At 38.9% G+C, this 17,823-nt stretch carries 23 protein-coding genes; 14 read left to right on the forward strand and 9 right to left on the reverse strand.

Annotated elements, in window-relative coordinates; translation table 11 throughout:
• Positions 1-322: 322 nt before the first annotated feature.
• The 3 genes from IHV10_RS01385 to IHV10_RS01395 form a co-directional block, all read right to left on the reverse strand.
• Positions 323-553 carry a hypothetical protein gene (locus IHV10_RS01385; protein WP_197126984.1) on the reverse strand — a complete coding sequence of 77 codons (231 nt, stop codon included), beginning with the start codon at positions 551-553 and terminating at the stop codon, positions 323-325.
• A complete protein-coding gene (locus IHV10_RS01390; RefSeq protein WP_137790415.1) occupies positions 550-870 on the reverse strand; it encodes a YbjQ family protein in 321 nt (106 codons plus the stop codon). The genes IHV10_RS01385 and IHV10_RS01390 overlap by 4 nt, the downstream gene beginning before the upstream one ends.
• A 63-nt stretch (positions 871-933) precedes the next feature.
• Positions 934-2,304, reverse strand: a complete 1,371-nt coding sequence (locus IHV10_RS01395; RefSeq protein ID WP_197128143.1) for an FAD-binding oxidoreductase — start codon at positions 2,302-2,304, stop codon at positions 934-936.
• A 121-nt stretch (positions 2,305-2,425) separates the two neighbouring features.
• Between IHV10_RS01395 and IHV10_RS01400 the strand changes: the two genes are divergently transcribed.
• Both IHV10_RS01400 and IHV10_RS01405 read left to right on the forward strand, forming a co-directional pair.
• Complete coding sequence (locus IHV10_RS01400; RefSeq protein ID WP_197126985.1) at positions 2,426-2,998, forward strand: BsuPI-related putative proteinase inhibitor; 573 nt, start codon at positions 2,426-2,428, stop codon at positions 2,996-2,998.
• Between the two features lie 250 nt (positions 2,999-3,248).
• Positions 3,249-5,393, forward strand: a complete 2,145-nt coding sequence (locus IHV10_RS01405; RefSeq protein WP_197126986.1) for an ATP-dependent Clp protease ATP-binding subunit — start codon at positions 3,249-3,251, stop codon at positions 5,391-5,393.
• Between the two features lie 184 nt (positions 5,394-5,577).
• On the opposite strand, the gene IHV10_RS22690 is transcribed toward IHV10_RS01405, so the two are convergent.
• Positions 5,578-5,667: a putative holin-like toxin gene (locus tag IHV10_RS22690; protein ID WP_222122228.1), complete on the reverse strand. Its 90-nt coding sequence runs from the start codon at positions 5,665-5,667 to the stop codon at positions 5,578-5,580.
• A 412-nt stretch (positions 5,668-6,079) separates the two neighbouring features.
• Here IHV10_RS22690 and IHV10_RS01410 point away from each other — a divergent pair, with 412 nt between their 5' ends.
• A complete protein-coding gene (locus tag IHV10_RS01410; RefSeq protein WP_231618097.1) occupies positions 6,080-6,709 on the forward strand; it encodes a hypothetical protein in 630 nt (209 codons plus the stop codon).
• A gap of 373 nt (positions 6,710-7,082) precedes the next feature.
• Here the strand turns inward: IHV10_RS01410 and IHV10_RS01415 are convergent, their stop codons facing one another.
• Positions 7,083-7,271 (reverse strand): hypothetical protein, encoded by a 189-nt coding sequence (locus IHV10_RS01415; RefSeq protein ID WP_197126987.1) that lies wholly within the window; start codon positions 7,269-7,271, stop codon positions 7,083-7,085.
• A gap of 202 nt (positions 7,272-7,473) precedes the next feature.
• Between IHV10_RS01415 and IHV10_RS01420 the strand changes: the two genes are divergently transcribed.
• The 3 genes from IHV10_RS01420 (at position 7,474) to IHV10_RS01430 (ending at position 11,002) form a co-directional block, all read left to right on the forward strand.
• Positions 7,474-9,876, forward strand: a complete 2,403-nt coding sequence (locus tag IHV10_RS01420) for a penicillin acylase family protein (RefSeq protein WP_197126988.1) — start codon at positions 7,474-7,476, stop codon at positions 9,874-9,876.
• 86 nt (positions 9,877-9,962) lie between these two features.
• Entirely contained in the window at positions 9,963-10,253 is a 291-nt protein-coding gene (locus IHV10_RS01425) for a hypothetical protein (RefSeq protein WP_197128255.1), read from the forward strand.
• A 410-nt stretch (positions 10,254-10,663) separates the two neighbouring features.
• Entirely contained in the window at positions 10,664-11,002 is a 339-nt protein-coding gene (locus IHV10_RS01430) for a VOC family protein (RefSeq protein ID WP_197126989.1), read from the forward strand.
• A 71-nt stretch (positions 11,003-11,073) separates the two neighbouring features.
• Here the strand turns inward: IHV10_RS01430 and IHV10_RS01435 are convergent, their stop codons facing one another.
• Positions 11,074-11,325, reverse strand: coding sequence for a hypothetical protein (locus tag IHV10_RS01435; protein WP_197126990.1), 252 nt, complete (start codon positions 11,323-11,325; stop codon positions 11,074-11,076).
• Positions 11,326-11,507: 182 nt separating this feature from the next.
• Between IHV10_RS01435 and IHV10_RS01440 the strand changes: the two genes are divergently transcribed.
• Complete coding sequence (locus IHV10_RS01440; RefSeq protein ID WP_197126991.1) at positions 11,508-11,759, forward strand: HPr family phosphocarrier protein; 252 nt, start codon at positions 11,508-11,510, stop codon at positions 11,757-11,759.
• Between the two features lie 45 nt (positions 11,760-11,804).
• Here the strand turns inward: IHV10_RS01440 and IHV10_RS01445 are convergent, their stop codons facing one another.
• The gene (locus IHV10_RS01445; protein ID WP_197126992.1) at positions 11,805-11,963 is read right to left on the reverse strand and encodes a hypothetical protein; all 159 of its coding nucleotides are present in this window, start codon (positions 11,961-11,963) and stop codon (positions 11,805-11,807) included.
• A gap of 171 nt (positions 11,964-12,134) precedes the next feature.
• Here IHV10_RS01445 and IHV10_RS01450 point away from each other — a divergent pair, with 171 nt between their 5' ends.
• Positions 12,135-12,767, forward strand: a complete 633-nt coding sequence (locus tag IHV10_RS01450; RefSeq protein WP_231618098.1) for a YitT family protein — start codon at positions 12,135-12,137, stop codon at positions 12,765-12,767.
• 51 nt (positions 12,768-12,818) lie between these two features.
• Here IHV10_RS01450 and IHV10_RS01455 read toward each other — a convergent pair whose 3' ends face one another.
• Complete coding sequence (locus IHV10_RS01455; RefSeq protein WP_191753127.1) at positions 12,819-12,992, reverse strand: YjcZ family sporulation protein; 174 nt, start codon at positions 12,990-12,992, stop codon at positions 12,819-12,821.
• Between the two features lie 180 nt (positions 12,993-13,172).
• Here IHV10_RS01455 and IHV10_RS01460 point away from each other — a divergent pair, with 180 nt between their 5' ends.
• Together IHV10_RS01460 and IHV10_RS01465 are read left to right on the forward strand one after the other, a co-directional pair.
• Complete coding sequence (locus IHV10_RS01460; protein ID WP_231618099.1) at positions 13,173-13,472, forward strand: hypothetical protein; 300 nt, start codon at positions 13,173-13,175, stop codon at positions 13,470-13,472.
• 317 nt (positions 13,473-13,789) lie between these two features.
• Positions 13,790-13,960 (forward strand): aspartyl-phosphate phosphatase Spo0E family protein, encoded by a 171-nt coding sequence (locus IHV10_RS01465; protein WP_370568694.1) that lies wholly within the window; start codon positions 13,790-13,792, stop codon positions 13,958-13,960.
• On the opposite strand, the gene IHV10_RS01470 is transcribed toward IHV10_RS01465, so the two are convergent.
• Entirely contained in the window at positions 13,961-14,155 is a 195-nt protein-coding gene (locus IHV10_RS01470) for a hypothetical protein (protein WP_197126994.1), read from the reverse strand.
• 156 nt (positions 14,156-14,311) lie between these two features.
• Between IHV10_RS01470 and IHV10_RS01475 the strand changes: the two genes are divergently transcribed.
• The 4 genes from IHV10_RS01475 to IHV10_RS01490 all read left to right on the forward strand — a co-directional run bounded on the left by IHV10_RS01475 (position 14,312) and on the right by IHV10_RS01490 (position 17,786).
• The gene (locus IHV10_RS01475) at positions 14,312-15,148 is read left to right on the forward strand and encodes an aldo/keto reductase (RefSeq protein ID WP_197126995.1); all 837 of its coding nucleotides are present in this window, start codon (positions 14,312-14,314) and stop codon (positions 15,146-15,148) included.
• A gap of 315 nt (positions 15,149-15,463) precedes the next feature.
• Complete coding sequence (locus tag IHV10_RS01480) at positions 15,464-16,414, forward strand: ring-cleaving dioxygenase (protein WP_197126996.1); 951 nt, start codon at positions 15,464-15,466, stop codon at positions 16,412-16,414.
• Positions 16,411-17,019 (forward strand): alpha/beta hydrolase, encoded by a 609-nt coding sequence (locus IHV10_RS01485; RefSeq protein ID WP_197126997.1) that lies wholly within the window; start codon positions 16,411-16,413, stop codon positions 17,017-17,019. The genes IHV10_RS01480 and IHV10_RS01485 overlap by 4 nt, the downstream gene beginning before the upstream one ends.
• A 155-nt stretch (positions 17,020-17,174) precedes the next feature.
• The gene (locus IHV10_RS01490; protein ID WP_197126998.1) at positions 17,175-17,786 is read left to right on the forward strand and encodes a flavin reductase family protein; all 612 of its coding nucleotides are present in this window, start codon (positions 17,175-17,177) and stop codon (positions 17,784-17,786) included.
• Positions 17,787-17,823 lie beyond the last annotated feature (37 nt).

Here is a 17,823-nt window from a genome sequence, read left to right on the forward strand (position 1 = left end):
ATGGGCGGCTTTTTTCTGCTTAAAATTGTTTTCTTTGAAAAATTATACTGTTTTTATATGTAAAGAGCATTGTTTTAAAAGCTGAGGCGTGCTTATCGATGGTGAGAGAGTAGGATTAGGTGAAAAGCAGTGCTCTCCAGGTGGTCATTGAGCGGTTACAGGTGATAAATAATGGTTTGCAGGTGGTCCGAGAGAATTTAGCGGAGAACGCGTAACAGATAATAAAATCACGTACCGTAAAAGATGTAATAATCTCATCACCTAAAATAACACAACAAAAAAGCAGCTCTTCAAAAAGTGCTGCTTAAATAAACGAAATAATCTATTCTTCTTTATAAAACCGATCGCCGGTTTCCGGATTATAATAGACGCGTTCTCTTTTTCCAGAAGTAGGATCGATAGAGATTTCATCTGTCCAAATATAGCCTGAGGGTACTTTTGTTTCATTCTTTTTATAACGCTTATCAAAATAAAGCCAAGAGATGATGCCTAAGACAATTAAGAAAAAGATAGACAGAACCTGCCAACCGATAAGGATGTTTATGATGTTCATTGTTTTTCAATGACGACAACAGTGCCATAAGCAACAATCTCGCTCATGTTATTGCCCATCTCTCCAGAATCAAAGCGCATCATGATGATTGCGTTACCACCCATCTCAGTGGCATTCTTTACCATGCGATCAACTGCTTGTTTACGGGCATCTTCAAGCATGCTCGTATACTCTTTTATCTCACCGCCCATGATTCCTCGCAGTCCTGCCATGATGTCGCCGCCGATTCCGCGAGCACGCACAACAACTCCGAAAGCAGAACCTTTTACTTCCTTCACTTCATAGCCTTTTATATTCTCTGTTGTAACGACGATCATGATATAACGCCCCCTCTTTGGTTATTACTCCTATACGAATCATACAAGCTCTTCGTTGCATTTCTATAATATGATCTTACCTGGGTTTAAAATGTCGTTTGGATCCAATTGTTTTTTTATAGCTAACATGATGGGAAGAGTATCAGCATGTTCCTTAGCCAAATATTTTGCTTTTCCGATACCAATGCCGTGCTCGCCTGTACATGTCCCACCTTTTTGAAGAGCATAGTCCACTATACTAGCATTCACCGTATCAGCTTTTTCACGCTCTTCCAAAATTGAGCTATCATACATCAAAATGGCATGAAAATTTCCATCCCCTACATGACCGAGTACGGCACCTGGTACACCAATCTCATCCATCGTTTTTCTCGCATGTACGATTGCTCCGGACAATTCAGAGAGTGGAAGACAAACATCGGTGAACATCATCGATTTTCCGGGATAACCGTGTTTAAATGCATAAGCTAGATTGTGTCTTGCTTCCCAAAGCTTAGCACGCGCTTTAGAATCACGTTCCTCCACCCATTCTAAACCTCCAAAGCTCTCTAGCAACTCTTTTGTCAATGATGCTTCATATGAAACGCTTGAAGGGTTTCCTTGAAACTCTAAAAATAAGGTAGGAGCTTCTGTATACGAGGTATCGCTATTGTGGTTCACTTGAACGATCGAGCGTTCATCAACCAGCTCCATCCTTGCTATACCAGTGCCAGAGCCAAGAACCGCACCAGCTGCTTCAACCGCCGATTGAACCGATGGAAATGTGCACCTTGCTGCTAAAACTGACTCAGGGATGCCGTATACTTTTAATGTGATCTCAGTAAAAACCCCAAGTGTACCTTCTGAACCGACAAACATGGAGGTCAAGTGATAGCCTGCTGAAGATTTCGCGGCCATTCCGCCGGTTTGAATAACCTGTCCATCAGCCAGTACTACCTGGAGATTTCTTACTTGGTCACGCATGATTCCATATTTTACGCTTGTTGTTCCACTTGCATTCGTAGCTGCCATTCCACCGACGGTAGCATCTGCTCCTGGGTCCACCGGAAAGAACAATCCGTATTTTTTTAAAGATAGGTTAAGCTGAGTACGTGTTACGCCGGGCTGTACTTTCACTAAAAAATCATCTGGACGAATCTCAAGCACTTCATTCATTTCTTGAAAATTTAGTGAGATCCCACCCTTTACGGGTATACAGTGGCCTTCAAGACTGGAGCCTGCTCCGTAAGGCACAACAGGAATTTTGTTTTCATTTGCGAATTTTAGTATAGAAGAAATTTCATCTGCTGATATAGGGTATACAACTATATCGGGAGAAACAGGGTGGTGATATGATTCATCGTGGCTATGCTGCCAGAGAATCGTTTCATTTTGTGTGGCACGCTTTTCAGAAGTTATTTTTTGCATCTCAAGCAAAAGATCTGACTTTGTCATTTCCAAAGAAACACACTCCCTATACGTATAAGTTTATTTCTATTTTACATGAAGTAAGCTAAAAATCCTTTTTAAACATGAAATTCCGTATATATGCCCAAACTAACAAGTGAGGTGAAGAATGATGAGAAAATGTTGGATCAACAAATGGCATGTTATACTGATCATATTATGTATTTCGATAGTCGCTACAGGCTGTGGGAACAGTGACAGCCAAAACCAATCCGAGGGGAGAGAGCAACCGGTGATAGGTGATGGTAAAGAAGATAATAAAAAGAAACAAAGTCCTAAGGATGGCAATGAAGAGCGATCTGGACAAGATGGTCAGAACGGTATCGTTGCAGGAAATATTGAAGGTACAATCAAGGTTCAAGAACAGCAGAACGCAAAAGGTATCCTATTTCGGTATGAGTTAAAAAATCAAACAGAAAAAGAGAAGGTATTTCAATTTTCATCCAGTCAAAAGTTTGATTATGTAATCAAAGACAAGAATGGAAAAGTTGTTTATCAATACTCTAAAAATCATATGTTCATGCAGGTTCTCACTTCATTAAAGTTGAAGCAAGCGGATGTTTTTACGCAAGACATTTTAGTGAATAATCTTGAGCCAGGTTCATATACACTTGAAGTGTGGTTAACGCCAACTGGAGAAACAGAAGATTACAGACAAAAAATCACTTTTAATTGGAACTGATTTGGGGAAGAGATGAGTTAAGAGCTCATCTCTTTTTGTTATTTTTAACAGTCAAACAAAATACTTGAAAGTCAAAAAAGGTCAAAGTATAATATGATTAAAGGTGAAAGGTCAAAGAAAGTCAAAGTCAAATTTTGAGCAATCAAACCAAAACACCTTAACCAAAAAAGTTGCGAAACGAAAAGCATAACGTTATAATCGCAAATAATTTATACAAATTTTCTAAAAATCTAAATAGGGGGTTACAATTATGCGTTGTGAACAATGTGAAGTTAATCCTGCTACGATTCAAATGAGTATTTCGATGAATAAAGAAAAGAAACAATTTGTGCTCTGCTCGGATTGTTACCATAAAGTAAAACAAGAAATGACTACTGGAGGAGGAATGAATATGAACTTTTCTTCTTTCGATGATATTTTTCAACAGATGATGAATGGACAAGCTTTTGCAGATCAGTCTAACGGTCATCAGCATCAACAAACACAAAAAGGAAAACGAGGCGGAGGCTTCCTAGATAAATTTGGCCGTAACTTAACAGATGCGGCAAAGGCAGGAATCATCGATCCCGTAATCGGACGTGATCAAGAGGTACGTCGTGTTATCGAAATATTGAACCGTCGTACAAAAAATAACCCGGTATTAATCGGGGAGCCAGGTGTAGGTAAAACAGCAATTGCTGAAGGCTTAGCTACTAAAATTGTAGAAGGTAATGTACCAGCAAAGCTACTGAACAAAGAAGTGTACTTGTTAGATGTTGCTTCACTCGTTGCAGATACTGGCGTAAGGGGTCAGTTTGAGGAAAGAATGAAACAACTTATTGCTGAACTTCAAAAACTCAAGAATGTGATTCTCTTTGTAGATGAGGTGCATCAGATCGTGGGAGCCGGTTCTGCTGAAGGATCTATGGATGCAGGAAACATTCTCAAACCAGCACTCGCTCGTGGTGAACTTCAGATGGTTGGTGCTACAACACTCAAAGAATATCGCCAAATTGAAAAAGATGCAGCGCTAGAGCGCCGCTTCCAGCCTGTTATTGTTAACGAACCGACACCTGTTGAAGCGTTTGAGATCCTTAAAGGACTTGCTTCACGATATGAAGACTATCACCAAGTTAAATTTACAGAAGAAGCTTTAAAAGCTTGTGTTACATTATCACATCGTTATATTCAAGACCGCTTCTTGCCAGATAAAGCGATTGACCTTATGGATGAAGCAGGTTCTAAGAGCAACCTGCAACATATTACGATTGAGAAATCTTCAATTGAAGAGCGCTTGGAGGAACTCGTTAAAGAAAAAGAAAAAGCTGCTGCAGATGAAAATTATGAACTCGCAGCTAAGCTTAGACAAGAAGAATTAGTACTCGATGAGAAACTTAAAACACAAGAAGAAGATAAAAAGGCAGCAATTGTTCAAGTAGAAGATATTCAACATATCGTTGAACAAAAAACAGGAATTCCAGTTCGTAAACTGCAAAGTGATGAACAGTCTAAGATGAAAGAGCTCGCTTCAAAACTTGCAGCACAAGTAATCGGACAAGATGAAGCAGTGGAAAAGGTAGCAAAAGCTATCCGCAGAAGTCGTGCAGGGTTAAAAGCGAAAAAGCGTCCGATCGGTTCCTTCCTATTTGTAGGACCAACGGGTGTAGGTAAAACAGAATTAACGAAAACATTAGCTAAAGAAATCTTTGGCGATGAAGACAGCATGATTCGTCTCGACATGAGTGAATATATGGAAAAACACGCAGTTTCTAAGTTGATCGGTTCACCTCCAGGGTATGTGGGACATGAAGAGGCTGGACAACTAACAGAACAGATTCGCCGTAAGCCATATAGCATACTGTTGCTCGATGAGATCGAAAAAGCTCATCCAGATGTACAGCACATGTTTCTTCAGATCATGGAAGACGGTAGATTGACCGACAGCCAAGGACGTACGGTAAGCTTTAAGGATACTGTGATCATCATGACAAGTAATGCCGGTTCAGCTGTAAAACAAACAAAGAAACTAGGGTTTAATACAGAAGAGGTTGAAAAAGAAACGCAGATTCTAGACTCTTTAGGCGGATATTTCAAACCAGAGTTTCTAAACCGTTTTGATAGCATCGTTCAATTCCAGTCTCTAAAAGAAGAACACCTTGTGAAGATTGTTGATTTGATGCTGCAAGATCTTTCTGTTCAACTCCAAGAGCAAAACATCTCGATCTCAGTTACTTTTGCTGCAAAACAGAAGCTTGCGAAACTAGGGTATCATCCAGCTTTCGGAGCAAGACCACTTCGTCGTATCATTCAAGAGCACATCGAAGATAAAATTGCAGATGTTCTTTTAGATGACGAGAGCGTCGAGAATTTAACAGTAAATGTTTCAGAAGGGCAGATTGTCGTCAAGAAAGTATAGACTAGCTACGATTGTATAAAGAAAAAACAGTTAAAACTAAAAACCTTGCTCGGAGAGTATCTCCAGCAAGGTTTTTGTTTTACAATTCATAGAAAGGGTAATTCTAGCTTTTAGATAAATTTATCCGAAAAAATAAGCCATGCATCTGCATGGCAGAATGAATAAAAAATAAAACTCTCTGTCTTTATGAATCATCTTTGGAGCGGATTATGGTAAGAACAAGCATTGAAAAACCAATCATGAGTGACATCGCTTCAAATACTGTCATCCCCATCCCTCCTTGCAAATTAGGAGTAAGACTCGTACAGAAACTAGAGAAGGAAAAGTATTGTATGTTTACCATTTTATCCCGATTTGAAAAATGAAACAAGAATCGGAAAGACTATTTCTAATAACACTATTTAGGTCAATAGGATTATTTTACCAATATTATTTTCGATCAAAAATCGAATTCTTTTTCTATTTTAACTGGGGTGAACCAAAAGACCTATGAAATAGTTAATTTTAAAAATATTTTAGATAACAGGTGTAGCTAGGAACATCACGAAAAGAAATATAAATAAGCTAAATACGAAGAGCAAACACTTTCTTTTCATTCTTTTCATCCCCCTTGTGTATATCAATGTATAAAAAAATGACATTGTTCATGACTATTATTCAAGGAAAATTTTAAGGAGGATTAATCGTTGGACACATCTTATGTTTGGTATGTCAGTTATGGATCTAATTTAATGGAGCATCGTTTTTTATGTTATATTCTTGGCGATCAGCCGGAAGGTTCTACTCAACGGGAAAGAGGCTGCAGAAACCCAGCCATGCCGCTGAAGAACGGCAAAGCAGTTCTGCCATATCCCCTGTATTTTGCAAGAGAGCGAACGAAGTGGGGGGAAGGTGGGGTTGCCTTTATCGGCCATGAAAGAAATGAAGCTTACGAGACGTTTGGGAGAAAGTATTTGGTCACTGTTGAGCAGTTTTTAGATGTTACAGCCCAAGAAAACAGCTGTGATGAAATAGAGGCTGATCTGGAGGAAGTCATCAAAAAAGGATATATTCACTTTGGCCAAGGCTGGTATAGTCGAATGGTCTATTTAGGCGAGGACCAAGGATATCCGATGGTTACATTCACTTGCAATCTTGATATGCATGAACAGGATTTGAATCCACCGCCAGCAACTTATCTTATTACGATCGCAAAAGGGCTTAGTCAGATAGGTCTATCTTGCGGTGAAGCGGTAAAATATTTTGCTCAAACCCCTGGAATTGCAGGTCGAATGAAGGATGAAGAGATTGAAAATATCATTAAGACGTATTTTTAGCATGACAAAAGCTAGATAACTTGGCCAACCACCGCCTAATTTTCCGATTAAAGGGTTGAACATAGGCCAAGCGGTATACGTCTAATGGAACTTACTAGATTTAAAAATCGATGAGATAATAAAGTCCCCTATACATATAGAGGTGCTTCCTTTAGCGAAGCACCTCTTTTTTTATGGCTCTTTTCAAAAGGTTGGCCTTTAGTTGTTTTTCGAAGGAGTTCATTTCCGTTCGGGACTGCTCGCTTTCCTTTGGGCAGACAAGCAATCCTGATGTAAAATTCCTTTTTGGATGCCAAGCTTAGAAACGCGCAGGTGGTAGGCGACACTACCACACATTTCAAAGCTTTAAGGCGTTAACACATTTTTTATTAACTTATGCATTCATTTTTATTTGCTTAATAGAGATGATTCCAGCAGGGCAGTTAAATTGTTCTGCGATTAATTTTTTCACTTGTTCGTGGAGATTGGCTTTGCTTGGATAGATATTAACAATCACGATGTTGCCTTCAGTAATTTTTTCCTCACCATGACTAAGTTGGAAATCCACTACAATTTTAGCCATCTTAATTCTCCTTATCTTTTATGTCATAAACTGCTTGTTGAAATATTCGACATTTTTCTGAGAATCCTGTCTTTATTTAGAGAAATTAGGCGAAAAGTATGGAGGTTTTTCAATCCATTTACTTTTCTCAATTTTTTACAGGGGAAATCCGTCACATTATAGAATGTAATTAGGAAGATTGTAGTGGCAGGGGGGTCTATAGGTGGAGAGTGCGCTTCAGAAAAAAAAGTCTGTTAAACGATTATCTTGGAAAAAAGGTTTACTTATCATCGGAATTGCTATCGTTGTCATATTAGCAGCAGCAGCAGGGACTGCCTATTTTTTGCTTCAAAAAAGTAAACCCATAATTAATGGATCAATTTCTCTAAACGGACTAGATGCAACGGTAGATGTTTACAGAGATAGAGACGGTGTTCCTCATATTGAAGCGACCTCAATGAAGGACCTATTTATGGCTCAGGGCTTTGTAACGGCTCAAGACAGGTTGTTTCAAATGGATTTGAGCAGAAGACAAGCATCGGGAATGCTCAGTGAGGTTATTGGGGAAAAGACACTTACCCGTGATAAGTTTTTTAGAACACTTGGTTTGAGAAGAGCAGCAGAAGCTTCTTATGATAAATACTCTCCAGAAATGAAACGATATCTCTCATGGTATGCAGATGGTGTGAACGCTTATATGAACCAAGCGAAGAAAGATAACACACTACCCATCGAATTTTTGCTCGTTGGATATGAGCCGGAGAGATGGACGCCGGTTGATTCGCTCGTGATCGGTAAATACATGGCTTTTGACCTTGGTGGACATTGGGAAGGTCAAGCCTTTCGATATTATCTAACGGAAACCTTCTCAAAAGAAAAAGCTCTGGACTTATTTCCAGGATATCCAGAAGATGCACCAACGATAATAGAAGATCTACAGACTGAAGGAATTGATTTTGAAAAAAGTTTCGCGGGATCGGTTATTCCAAACCATCATAATGGTAGTAATAACTGGGTAGTTGCGGGCAGTAAAACGAAATCTGGAAAACCGCTTCTTGCCAACGATCCACACCTTTCGCTTGGTACTCCTTCTATTTGGTATCAAGCTCATCTGAAAGCTCCGGATTATGAAGTTTCTGGTGTAATATTTGCGGGAATTCCAGGTATCATTGTGGGCCATAACAAAACGATCGCATGGGGTGTTACGAACGTAGGACCAGATGTTCAGGAACTATACGTAGAAAAGAGAAACCCGAAGAATGCTTATGAATTTCAATACTTAGCAAACTGGGAAAAAGCTGATGTGGTTAAAGAAAGAATTAAAGTTAAGGATAAAATGGATGTGGATCACGAGGTAGTTATCACGAGGCATGGACCTGTAATTTCAGAATTTGCACATCATGATAAACCAGGTACAGCCCTTTCATTAAAATGGACAGCTCTTCAACCTTCAAAGGAGCTCGAAGCTGTAATTATGATGAACCGCTCTAAAAATTGGAATCAGTTCGAAAAAGCACTGGAATCATTTCATACACCGGCGCAGAATTTTGTATTTGCTAGTACAGATGGAACGATTGCTTATAAAGCAAACGGTTTGATACCCATTCGTAAACAAGACTATACGTCAATTCCTGTTCCTGGATGGACCGACCAATATGAATGGGAAGGGTACATCCCGTGGGATGAACTGCCAACAAGCGTTAATCCTGAAAAAGGATATATTGCGACAGCCAACAATAAAGTCACTGCTGATTCGTATCCTTATCATATTTCAGATACATTTGCTCAACCATATAGACAACAACGGATCGTAGAAGTACTTGAAGGGAAAGAAAAACTTACGGCAAAAGACATGCAATCTCTACAGTTCGATCAAAAAAACAAGCAAGCAGAAGAAATGCTACCTATTTTTTTGCAACAAGTTATGAAAAAGCCGCTGAACGATAAGGAACAAGATGTTTTAGCACTTCTGAAAAATTGGAATAGATCGGACAGCAAGGAAAGTGCAGCTCCATTAATCTTCCATATCTGGATGAGCCATTTTAGTGATGAGTTGTTTAAGGATGAGATCAGTGAAGAGATGCTTAAAATGTTTGACGGTAGAGAACAAGTAGTGGACGAACTGATAAGAAAAGCGAACTCTGGAGAACCCGGACCTTGGATCAAAGAGAATGGTGGATTAGAAAAAGTCACCCAACGTTCTTTTGAATCGATGATGACCTTATTAACAGAAAAATTTGGTGAAGATTCATCAAAGTGGAAATGGGGAGATTTCCATACCTTAACATTTGAACACCCTCTTGCTGCAATTAAACCTTTAAATCTGTTATTTAATCCGGATAAACAAAGTATGGGTGGGAGTAGAGTGACAGTGGGTGTAGCCGGATGGGATCGTGAAACTGGAAGCATCACGCATGGTGGAGCTTGGCGCTCAGTGATTGATATGTCTGATACGTCAAGGTCGTATCACGTGGTCGGACCAGGTCAATCCGGTCATGTTCTGAGTCCATGGTACAGTGATCAAGTGGAAGATTGGGCCACTGGCAAGTATCACGAAACAGCATTAATTAAGAAAGAATGGCCAGAAAATCAACATCTCGTTTTGCGACCATTTGGAGAAAAATAAAAACCGATAGACTCTTGTCTCTGTCAAAATAACAGGTTGGACATATGGTGTAGAGAAGGCAAAAACAAGCTGGGAGGTTTACCCCATTGTCATACCAAACGTATCACCTGTGCCGTCGTTATATAGGCAGATCGGTATATATTGATTGTCATTGTGGCACACGATATCATGGTGTTCTTAAACACGTAGATGAGAGTAAAGCGTATATTCTACCGTATAGTTCAGAAGGTCAGGACGAGAGCAGCAACCGCTTCTTCTTTGCACCAGCATTAGTAGGACTAACACTTGGTACTATCGCAGGTCTAGCACTAGCACCTCGACCTTATCCAATCTATCCTGTCTATCCGCCATACCCATATCCGCCGTATCCGTATTAAGTTTTATAAGACTGAATTCATACTACACTTTGCGTGTAGATGGATCAGTCTTTTATTTTGTTAATCAGTGTGTTTTTTTATTAATGGTTGTTTTTTTAGATACATTGGTGCTCTACGAAAGAGTTGAGATACCTATACATTTGCATGCTCAATATGTTTCGTATGAAGAGCTTCCTGCCAGTATATGCGCATTAGGAGTCTCATCATCTTTACCTTCAACCAACTTGCATAGTAGCAAAAGAAAACTTCCAAAAGCGGGAGACCTTTAGAAAAGAGCGTGATAAATAGTGCTTTTTTATAAAAGAGAGCAGGAAATGAAGAATAAGAGAGGGAATTTAACGAATACATAAAATTAAAATCGAATATAAATCTAGCACATGATCACGAATTTTTTACGAGGGGGTATTGGTATGAAGCTCGCGTTTTTGTTTCACCCAGTAAAAGATTTACATGAGTCGCAGCAATATTATGAAGGTCTAGGGATGACTGAAGCCTGGCGAGAAGGAAATCAAGTACTTGGAATGTCGATGAAAGATTGTGAAGTACAGCTGATGATAGAAGAAGATGAGCATGATCTAGGACCAGGCGGTGTGTTTTTAGTAGATAGTGTTGATGACTTTTATCATGAACATGAGGGAAAGCTGAATTTTGTTAAACTACCTTGTACAATTCCACCGGGAAGGTATGCCATCTATCGAGATGCAACAGGAAATCCAATACGCATTATTGATTCTACGAATAAAGACTAAATAAGGGTGAATAAACACCATTCAACTTTGAATGGTGTTTTTATTTGCTATTTTTTTTTGCGGAATTTAGCCTAGTGATAAAAATCATCGTTTTCATTTAATGCGGGATCATGCAGATCGCCAACGAAATTTAACAAACTGTCACCTTCAAAATAAAAAGGCTCGGTATCTTCTAACCAGCTTCTATATTCCTGGAAATCTTGATCAAAGTCTCCCGAGTAGAAACGGTGAGCTACTTCGTTTGTTAAAGTATCTATGATCACGATCCCTCTGTAACTCTGGCGATCGGGTTCATCATAATCGCATGCTATGTAATAAGCCATAATCTTACTCCTTTTTAAGTCATACTCATAATGTTGCAATTTAGTTCTTTTTTCATACCATTATTTTTCAGTTTCTTCATAAATTAAATGCATAAGCCATAAAACTCTAACATGGGGTTAAAACGTTCTTTACATTTCGCTAGTAAAATAAAAAATGAAGAGGACTGAAAGAGGGTCATACAATGAAAACATACTTTATGGTACAAGAGAAAATCAGACCAACTTGGATTCATGAAATGGTCATTAAAGCGAATGAGTTTGAACAATGCCAGATCTTTTTTGAATGCAATACGTTAAGAATCAATGCAAAAAGCCACCTTAGTATGAGTCTTTTAAATGGCATGCAAGGGGTGTGTTGTGTTTCTGCAACTGGAGAAGATAGCAGGGGTGCAGTTGATGCCTTACGCAGTCTTGGAACAGGTTCATTATCATAAAAATATATAAGGCCATAAAAAAAGCAGTCATCCGACTGCTTTCTTTTATTTGCTCTTTTTTGGTTGAACAGTTGCTCGGTTTTCCTGAAACTTCTTTTGAATATAGACATCTCCAACTACTGATCGTGCTTGTTCAGCTTCTTTGTGCTCTTCGCGCGCTTTTTGCTCAAGCATCTCAATTTCTCTTTTGTTGTGTTGTGTCAATTTTCTTGTCCACCTTTCTGCTGCTTCCACATTTCGTGTTATTCCCGCAAAAGAGATGAACAGGGCCCTATTCCTCTAAAAAGGAGTAATCAATAAAAAGATATGATTCGTATTTAACTTATATGTGTTTTATTTTTGAAACAGCTTGCATTTTAGGTGAAGAGGACTAATATGAAGGAAGGAATAAACAACGAAAGAGAAAGGGTTTTTGTTTTGCAGCGAATCATGTGGTTAACGTTTGGTGCTTTTTTGCAAGGACTAGCTATGGCAGCTTTTCTTTTTCCTCACCATATACCTTCTGGGGGTGTAGCGGGTATTGCTATATTAAATGATTATTTTTTCGATGTATCACTTGGTTTAACGTTATGGTCGATAAATTTTGGACTATTGCTGTTGGCAATAAAGAAACTCGGAAAGCAAACCGCATTATGGACCATCTATAGTGTGGCTGTCACATCCATCGTTGTGGATTGGCTGACTCCTCAGATCACCAACCCTTTAAACGGAACACTTGTAGATGTTGTGTACGGAGGTATTATCTTCGGAACAGGAGTGGGTATTCTCTTTCGATTCGGTGCATCTTCAGGTGGTATGGATATCGTTGCTTTAATTCTTTCTTATTGGACGGGTAAGAAGCCAGGAACCATTCTTTTTTGTATCAATAGTGTTGTATTGTTAGGTACATCGTTAATGTTAGGCATTGAGATTATAGTATTCGCTTTAATGTGCCAGTGGATCAGCACAAGACTTATCGATTTTGTAAGAACGGTATCCCTTAAGAGAACAGCAAAACCATATATGTAAACAAAAGAGGTGCGGATACCATATCCGCACCTCTTTTTACTGCATATAAAATTAGCAGTCTTTGCCTTTATATGCCCACGAACAGCCAACAATAATGAGAAGGACAAATAGAACTACTATGATCGCAAAACTCTTGCCATAACCTCCGCCACCACAATAACTATATCCGCCACCATATACTGGTGCGTTTGCAAGTGAAGCATTTACCGGTGAATTTGCATACATTCTAAAAACTCCTCCTTATAAGTGTACTTTCGACTTCGATACAGTATATGTAAACTCCGGAAAGCGTGTATGGACAAATGATTAGATTTTAAGGAAATAGGCAGATGTAATAATTGAAAAGAAAATGAGATGTTACGATATTATATAAATGGGGTAAATGTAAGCAAGGAGGCGTTATTCATGCAAACTACAACTCAAACTCAAATGAAAACAACCAGTAAATTATTGAAAACACAATCTTGGGCCCTGATCGGTCTTGGTACAGGAGCATTAGTGTGGCTGTCCTTTAAACCAAATCGTATTAAAACTAAAATGAAATTTAAAGATATGAAACGCAGAGTTCGACCAGATCACATTGATCGTACGCAGCTACCTATTAATAAAGCAGGTCATCCTGATCCAATGGATGTTGATGACAACAAGATGGTAGAAGAAGGAGCGATGTACTCTGTAAACTATTTCAATGACAAAAAAGGTTAAAAGGATGGGAAGTAGCCCATCCTTTTTTTTGAGCCTGAAATAGTAGCCCTAAGCATCGATTCTATAATAAAACAATAAAAAACAAAGGATTCTTTACTAGTATTGTTACTAGTTTCAAACTCAAGAAAGTCGACGAATGCGGCTGAATCTTGGATCATATTGAAGGATATCTTAGGTATTTCTGACGATATAGCATGAAAAAATTGTCCACTTTTGTAACATTACTTCTTCTTTTGGTGAATCTATTTTCAAGGATAAAAAAAGCGTTCATAATAAGCAAGAGGTATATAAAAATGACACAAGAGGAGCGGATTTTCGTGGAGAAAAAAGAATGGAATAACTCTCTTCTCATGGAATGTATAAAAGAAAAAAAAGAGAAGCTGGTAGAAGTTGCGGATCGCAATGGCTTAACCAGCAATGAAACGGTTAAGTGTAGTCAAGAGTTAGATGTTTTGCTGAATGTGTATCAAAGACAATTTTCTTTTTAATTATCGTTTATTGAAGATGAGTTCATCTGTTAGTTGATCGATACGAAGTAGAATCGCTTTTTTTGTTACTAAAGGATAGTTACAGTGAAACTCTGATAAAAGTTCACGTATCTCCTGAATCAGGGTAAATTCTTGTTCAGGCATAGATTTAGATGATTCGCTTTTGGTCTTAAAATGAATCAGATTGTCCTTCACACCAACACCCCATTTTCATATTGTGTTGGATACTACTTCCATAGAAGGATTTAAATCCCTTCTAAAAGTCGAAATGTTTCCTTTATACAGCAGAATGTGACAATATCTTTTTGAGGGAACAAAATTCAGCTCTAAAAATGGGAGGCTATTAAACAGATGACTACGATTAAATCATTGCAAGATACGACGGTCTTGAACAACGGAGTAGAGATGCCGTGGTTCGGACTTGGTGTATTTAAAGTTGAAGAAGGACAAGAAGTAATTGATTCTGTTAAATGGGCAATCGAAGTGGGCTATAAGAGTATTGATACAGCAGCCATCTACAAAAATGAAGAAGGTGTTGGACAAGCGTTAAAAGAAGCGGGTGTTCCTCGCGAAGAATTGTTCATCACGACTAAAGTATGGAATAAAGATCAGGGTTATGAGTCAACGCTCGCAGCGTTCGAAGAGAGCATGAGCAAACTTGGACTTGAATATCTTGATCTATATCTCGTTCACTGGCCGGTAAAAGGAAAGTATAAAGAAACATGGCGTGCACTTGAAAAGCTTTACAAGGATGGAAAAGTAAAAGCGATTGGTGTGTCTAACTTCCAAGTGCATCACTTAGAAGACATCTTAGCTGATTGTGAGATCAAACCGATGGTGAACCAGGTAGAATACCATCCACGTTTGGCACAAAAAGAGCTTCTGTTGTTCTGTAAAGATAACAACATTCAACTCGAAGCATGGAGCCCACTCATGCAAGGGGAGCTGCTAGATGAGCCATCATTAGTCGAACTAGCAGAGAAATACGGAAAATCTGTAGCGCAAATCATCCTTCGTTGGGATGTTCAAAACGGCGTTGTAACGATTCCGAAATCTGTTAAACAACACCGCATCGTAGAAAATGCAGATATCTTTGATTTTGAATTATCGCTTGAAGATATGGCGAAGATTGATGCGTTAAATGAAGATCGACGCATCGGCCCAGACCCAGATAACTTCGACTTCTAATAAGGGGTCTGACCCCAAACAAATACAACAATTCACATTTTGTCCACGTGGAATCTACAGATTCCACGTGGATTTTTTTATTTCTGACATGGATGAGTGGTGGCAATATACGAACTAAATGTTGTTCTTCCCACGTATTAAGGGTATAGGCTTAAATAAACTGTGGTACGTCCATAATGAGTAGGATTAAAAGAAATGATACATATTCTAAGTATCGAAAACAATCGAATATAGTTACTTGACAAAAGTAAGTGTTAAATCATATACTTAACTTACAAAAAATAAGTTACATGAAGTTGAAAGGATGTAAAGGATATGACGATGCGTACAGATGGAATTCACCATATAACTGCGATTGTTGGTAACCCTCAAGAAAATGTAGATTTTTATGCGGGTGTACTAGGGCTTAGACTTGTTAAAAAAACAGTAAACTTTGATGATCCAGGGACGTATCATCTCTATTTTGGAGATGAAGGAGGGAGCCCAGGAACCATCATGACGTTTTTCCCTTGGCCAGATGCTTATAGAGGTAGAGTTGGTTCGGGACAAGTTGGAACTACATCTTTTGTTGTACCTGAAGGCTCTTTACCCTTTTGGGAAGAAAGACTCGTGAAGTTCGCCGTAGAGTATAAAAAGACTGTCCGTTTTAAAGAAGAATATCTAGAATTTCTCGATCCTCATGGATTGCGTCTAGAAATTGTTGCAAGACAAGAAGGCAAGAATAACGAATGGTCATTTGGCGAGGTTACTCCTCAACATGCAATAAAAGGATTTGGTGGAGCAGTACTTCTATCAGCAGCTCCACAGGCAACCGAACAAGTTCTTACAGAAGTGATGGGGTTAGAAAAAATAGGGCAAGACGGTGATTACATCCGGTTTCATGCGAAAAGTGACATTGGGAACGTAATTGATGTTAAACGATCGCCTGAAGCAAGAGGTGTGAGCGGAGTAGGTACAGTTCATCACATCGCCTGGCGAGCTTCTTCCTACGAAGAACATGAACTATGGCAGCAACATGTGAAACAAAAACAGTTTCAAGTAACCGAAATCATTGACCGACAATATTTTAACGCTATTTATTTCCGTGAAGAAGGCGGCATACTCTTTGAAATAGCAACTGATCCACCAGGGTTTACACGTGATGAACCAGAAGAAGGGTTAGGAAAGAAATTATTACTTCCACCATGGCTTGAGCCTCACCGTGAACAGATAGAGAATCACCTACTACCGGCTGAAGCCAGAATTTTAAAGGAGGATAAACGATGATCCATCTATTTAATAAAGGAACAGATTTAAACAAGCCAGTACTTTTGTTATTACATGGTACAGGAGGAAATGAGAAGGACTTACTATCGTTAGCAGAAATGATCTCACCAGAATCCTCTGTACTGAGCGTAAGAGGAAATGTGTCTGAGAACGGTATGCCGAGATTTTTCCGCCGTCTATCAGAGGGTGTATTTGATGAAGAAGACCTAATCTTTCGTACAAAAGAGCTTTATGAGTTTATTGAAGAAGCAGCAGAAAAGTATGATTTTAATCGTGATCAAGTTGTGGCTGTTGGCTATTCAAACGGTGCTAACATTGCAGGAAGTTTAATTTTTCACTATGAAAAATCATTAAAAGGTGCTATCCTTCATCATCCGATGGTACCTAGACGCGGAATTGAGCTTCCGAACCTTGATGGACTTCCTGTTTTTATCGGGGCAGGAAAAAACGATCCAATCTGTCCGCCTCAAGAAACGGAAGAGTTGCACAAATTGTTGAACAACGCCGGCGCAAAAGTACATTTGAAATGGGATAACATGGGTCATCAGCTATCAAGAGCTGAGGTAGAAGAAGCGGCTGAATGGTTCAGCAAACATCTCTTATAAGTCATTTTTGTTAAAATTAAGTCAAAATATAAGACAAATAGATCATGATCGTTTATTTAGTGCTAAATGTCACAACTGAGTCATTCATAAGAACATATGGAATTCGACAAGTTCATGCTCATTGTACAAAAACTGATTAAAGTGGGTGAAGATTCATGAAGTCCATCGATCCTCAAAATTTATCAATAAAAGAGAATTATAAGTTTCTAACCGGAAGTATTATTCCAAGACCGATTGCGTTCGTTACAACTCTTTCATCAGAAGGAGTGCTAAACGCTGCACCGTTCAGCTATTTTAATGCGTTAACTTCCGATCCTCCTTTAATCGCAATCTCTATTGGGAGGAAGGATGGTAAACGGAAGGATACGTCCCGAAATGCAGATGAGCTAGGTGAATTCGTGGTTCACATTCCAGACGAAACATATATAGAAGCTGTAAATATAACAGCTGCTAACTTAGAGCCAGATCAAAGCGAAGTTGAACTTGCGAATTTAACAAGGGTAAAATCGGTAAAAGTAGGTGTTCCTGGTATCGCTGAATCGAAAATACGTATGGAATGTGTTGTTGAACAGATCATTCCTCTAGGAGGCACACCCGACAAGCCATCTACTGATCTGTTAATCGGAAGAGTCGTTCATTATCATATTTCAGATGAACTTTATCACGATGGCAGAATTGATGCAGACAAGCTAAGGCCGGTTGGTAGATTAGCAGGAACGAATTACGTAAAGCTTGGAGAGATTTTTTCGTTAGAACGACCACAATAGTATTTAACCTTCCTCATAAAGAGGGAGGTTTTTTGTT

Source organism: Fictibacillus sp. 5RED26 (assembly GCF_015903895.1).
GTDB lineage: Bacteria > Bacillota > Bacilli > Bacillales > Fictibacillaceae > Fictibacillus > Fictibacillus phosphorivorans.

Coding starts and splice junctions, on each gene's coding strand:
- IHV10_RS01430 (WP_197126989.1), top strand. CDS start 10,664: ATGAAGCTCGCGTTTTTGTTTCACCCAGTAAAAGATTTACATGAGTCG.
- IHV10_RS01490 (WP_197126998.1), top strand. CDS start 17,175: ATGAAGTCCATCGATCCTCAAAATTTATCAATAAAAGAGAATTATAAG.
- IHV10_RS01390 (WP_137790415.1), bottom strand. CDS start 870: ATGATCGTCGTTACAACAGAGAATATAAAAGGCTATGAAGTGAAGGAA.
- IHV10_RS22690 (WP_222122228.1), bottom strand. CDS start 5,667: ATGGGGATGACAGTATTTGAAGCGATGTCACTCATGATTGGTTTTTCA.
- IHV10_RS01475 (WP_197126995.1), top strand. CDS start 14,312: ATGACTACGATTAAATCATTGCAAGATACGACGGTCTTGAACAACGGA.
- IHV10_RS01440 (WP_197126991.1), top strand. CDS start 11,508: ATGAAAACATACTTTATGGTACAAGAGAAAATCAGACCAACTTGGATT.
- IHV10_RS01460 (WP_231618099.1), top strand. CDS start 13,173: ATGCAAACTACAACTCAAACTCAAATGAAAACAACCAGTAAATTATTG.
- IHV10_RS01480 (WP_197126996.1), top strand. CDS start 15,464: ATGACGATGCGTACAGATGGAATTCACCATATAACTGCGATTGTTGGT.
- IHV10_RS01485 (WP_197126997.1), top strand. CDS start 16,411: ATGATCCATCTATTTAATAAAGGAACAGATTTAAACAAGCCAGTACTT.
- IHV10_RS01415 (WP_197126987.1), bottom strand. CDS start 7,271: ATGGCTAAAATTGTAGTGGATTTCCAACTTAGTCATGGTGAGGAAAAA.
- IHV10_RS01405 (WP_197126986.1), top strand. CDS start 3,249: ATGCGTTGTGAACAATGTGAAGTTAATCCTGCTACGATTCAAATGAGT.
- IHV10_RS01400 (WP_197126985.1), top strand. CDS start 2,426: ATGATGAGAAAATGTTGGATCAACAAATGGCATGTTATACTGATCATA.
- IHV10_RS01395 (WP_197128143.1), bottom strand. CDS start 2,304: ATGACAAAGTCAGATCTTTTGCTTGAGATGCAAAAAATAACTTCTGAA.
- IHV10_RS01455 (WP_191753127.1), bottom strand. CDS start 12,992: ATGTATGCAAATTCACCGGTAAATGCTTCACTTGCAAACGCACCAGTA.
- IHV10_RS01450 (WP_231618098.1), top strand. CDS start 12,135: ATGAAGGAAGGAATAAACAACGAAAGAGAAAGGGTTTTTGTTTTGCAG.
- IHV10_RS01385 (WP_197126984.1), bottom strand. CDS start 553: ATGAACATCATAAACATCCTTATCGGTTGGCAGGTTCTGTCTATCTTT.
- IHV10_RS01435 (WP_197126990.1), bottom strand. CDS start 11,325: ATGGCTTATTACATAGCATGCGATTATGATGAACCCGATCGCCAGAGT.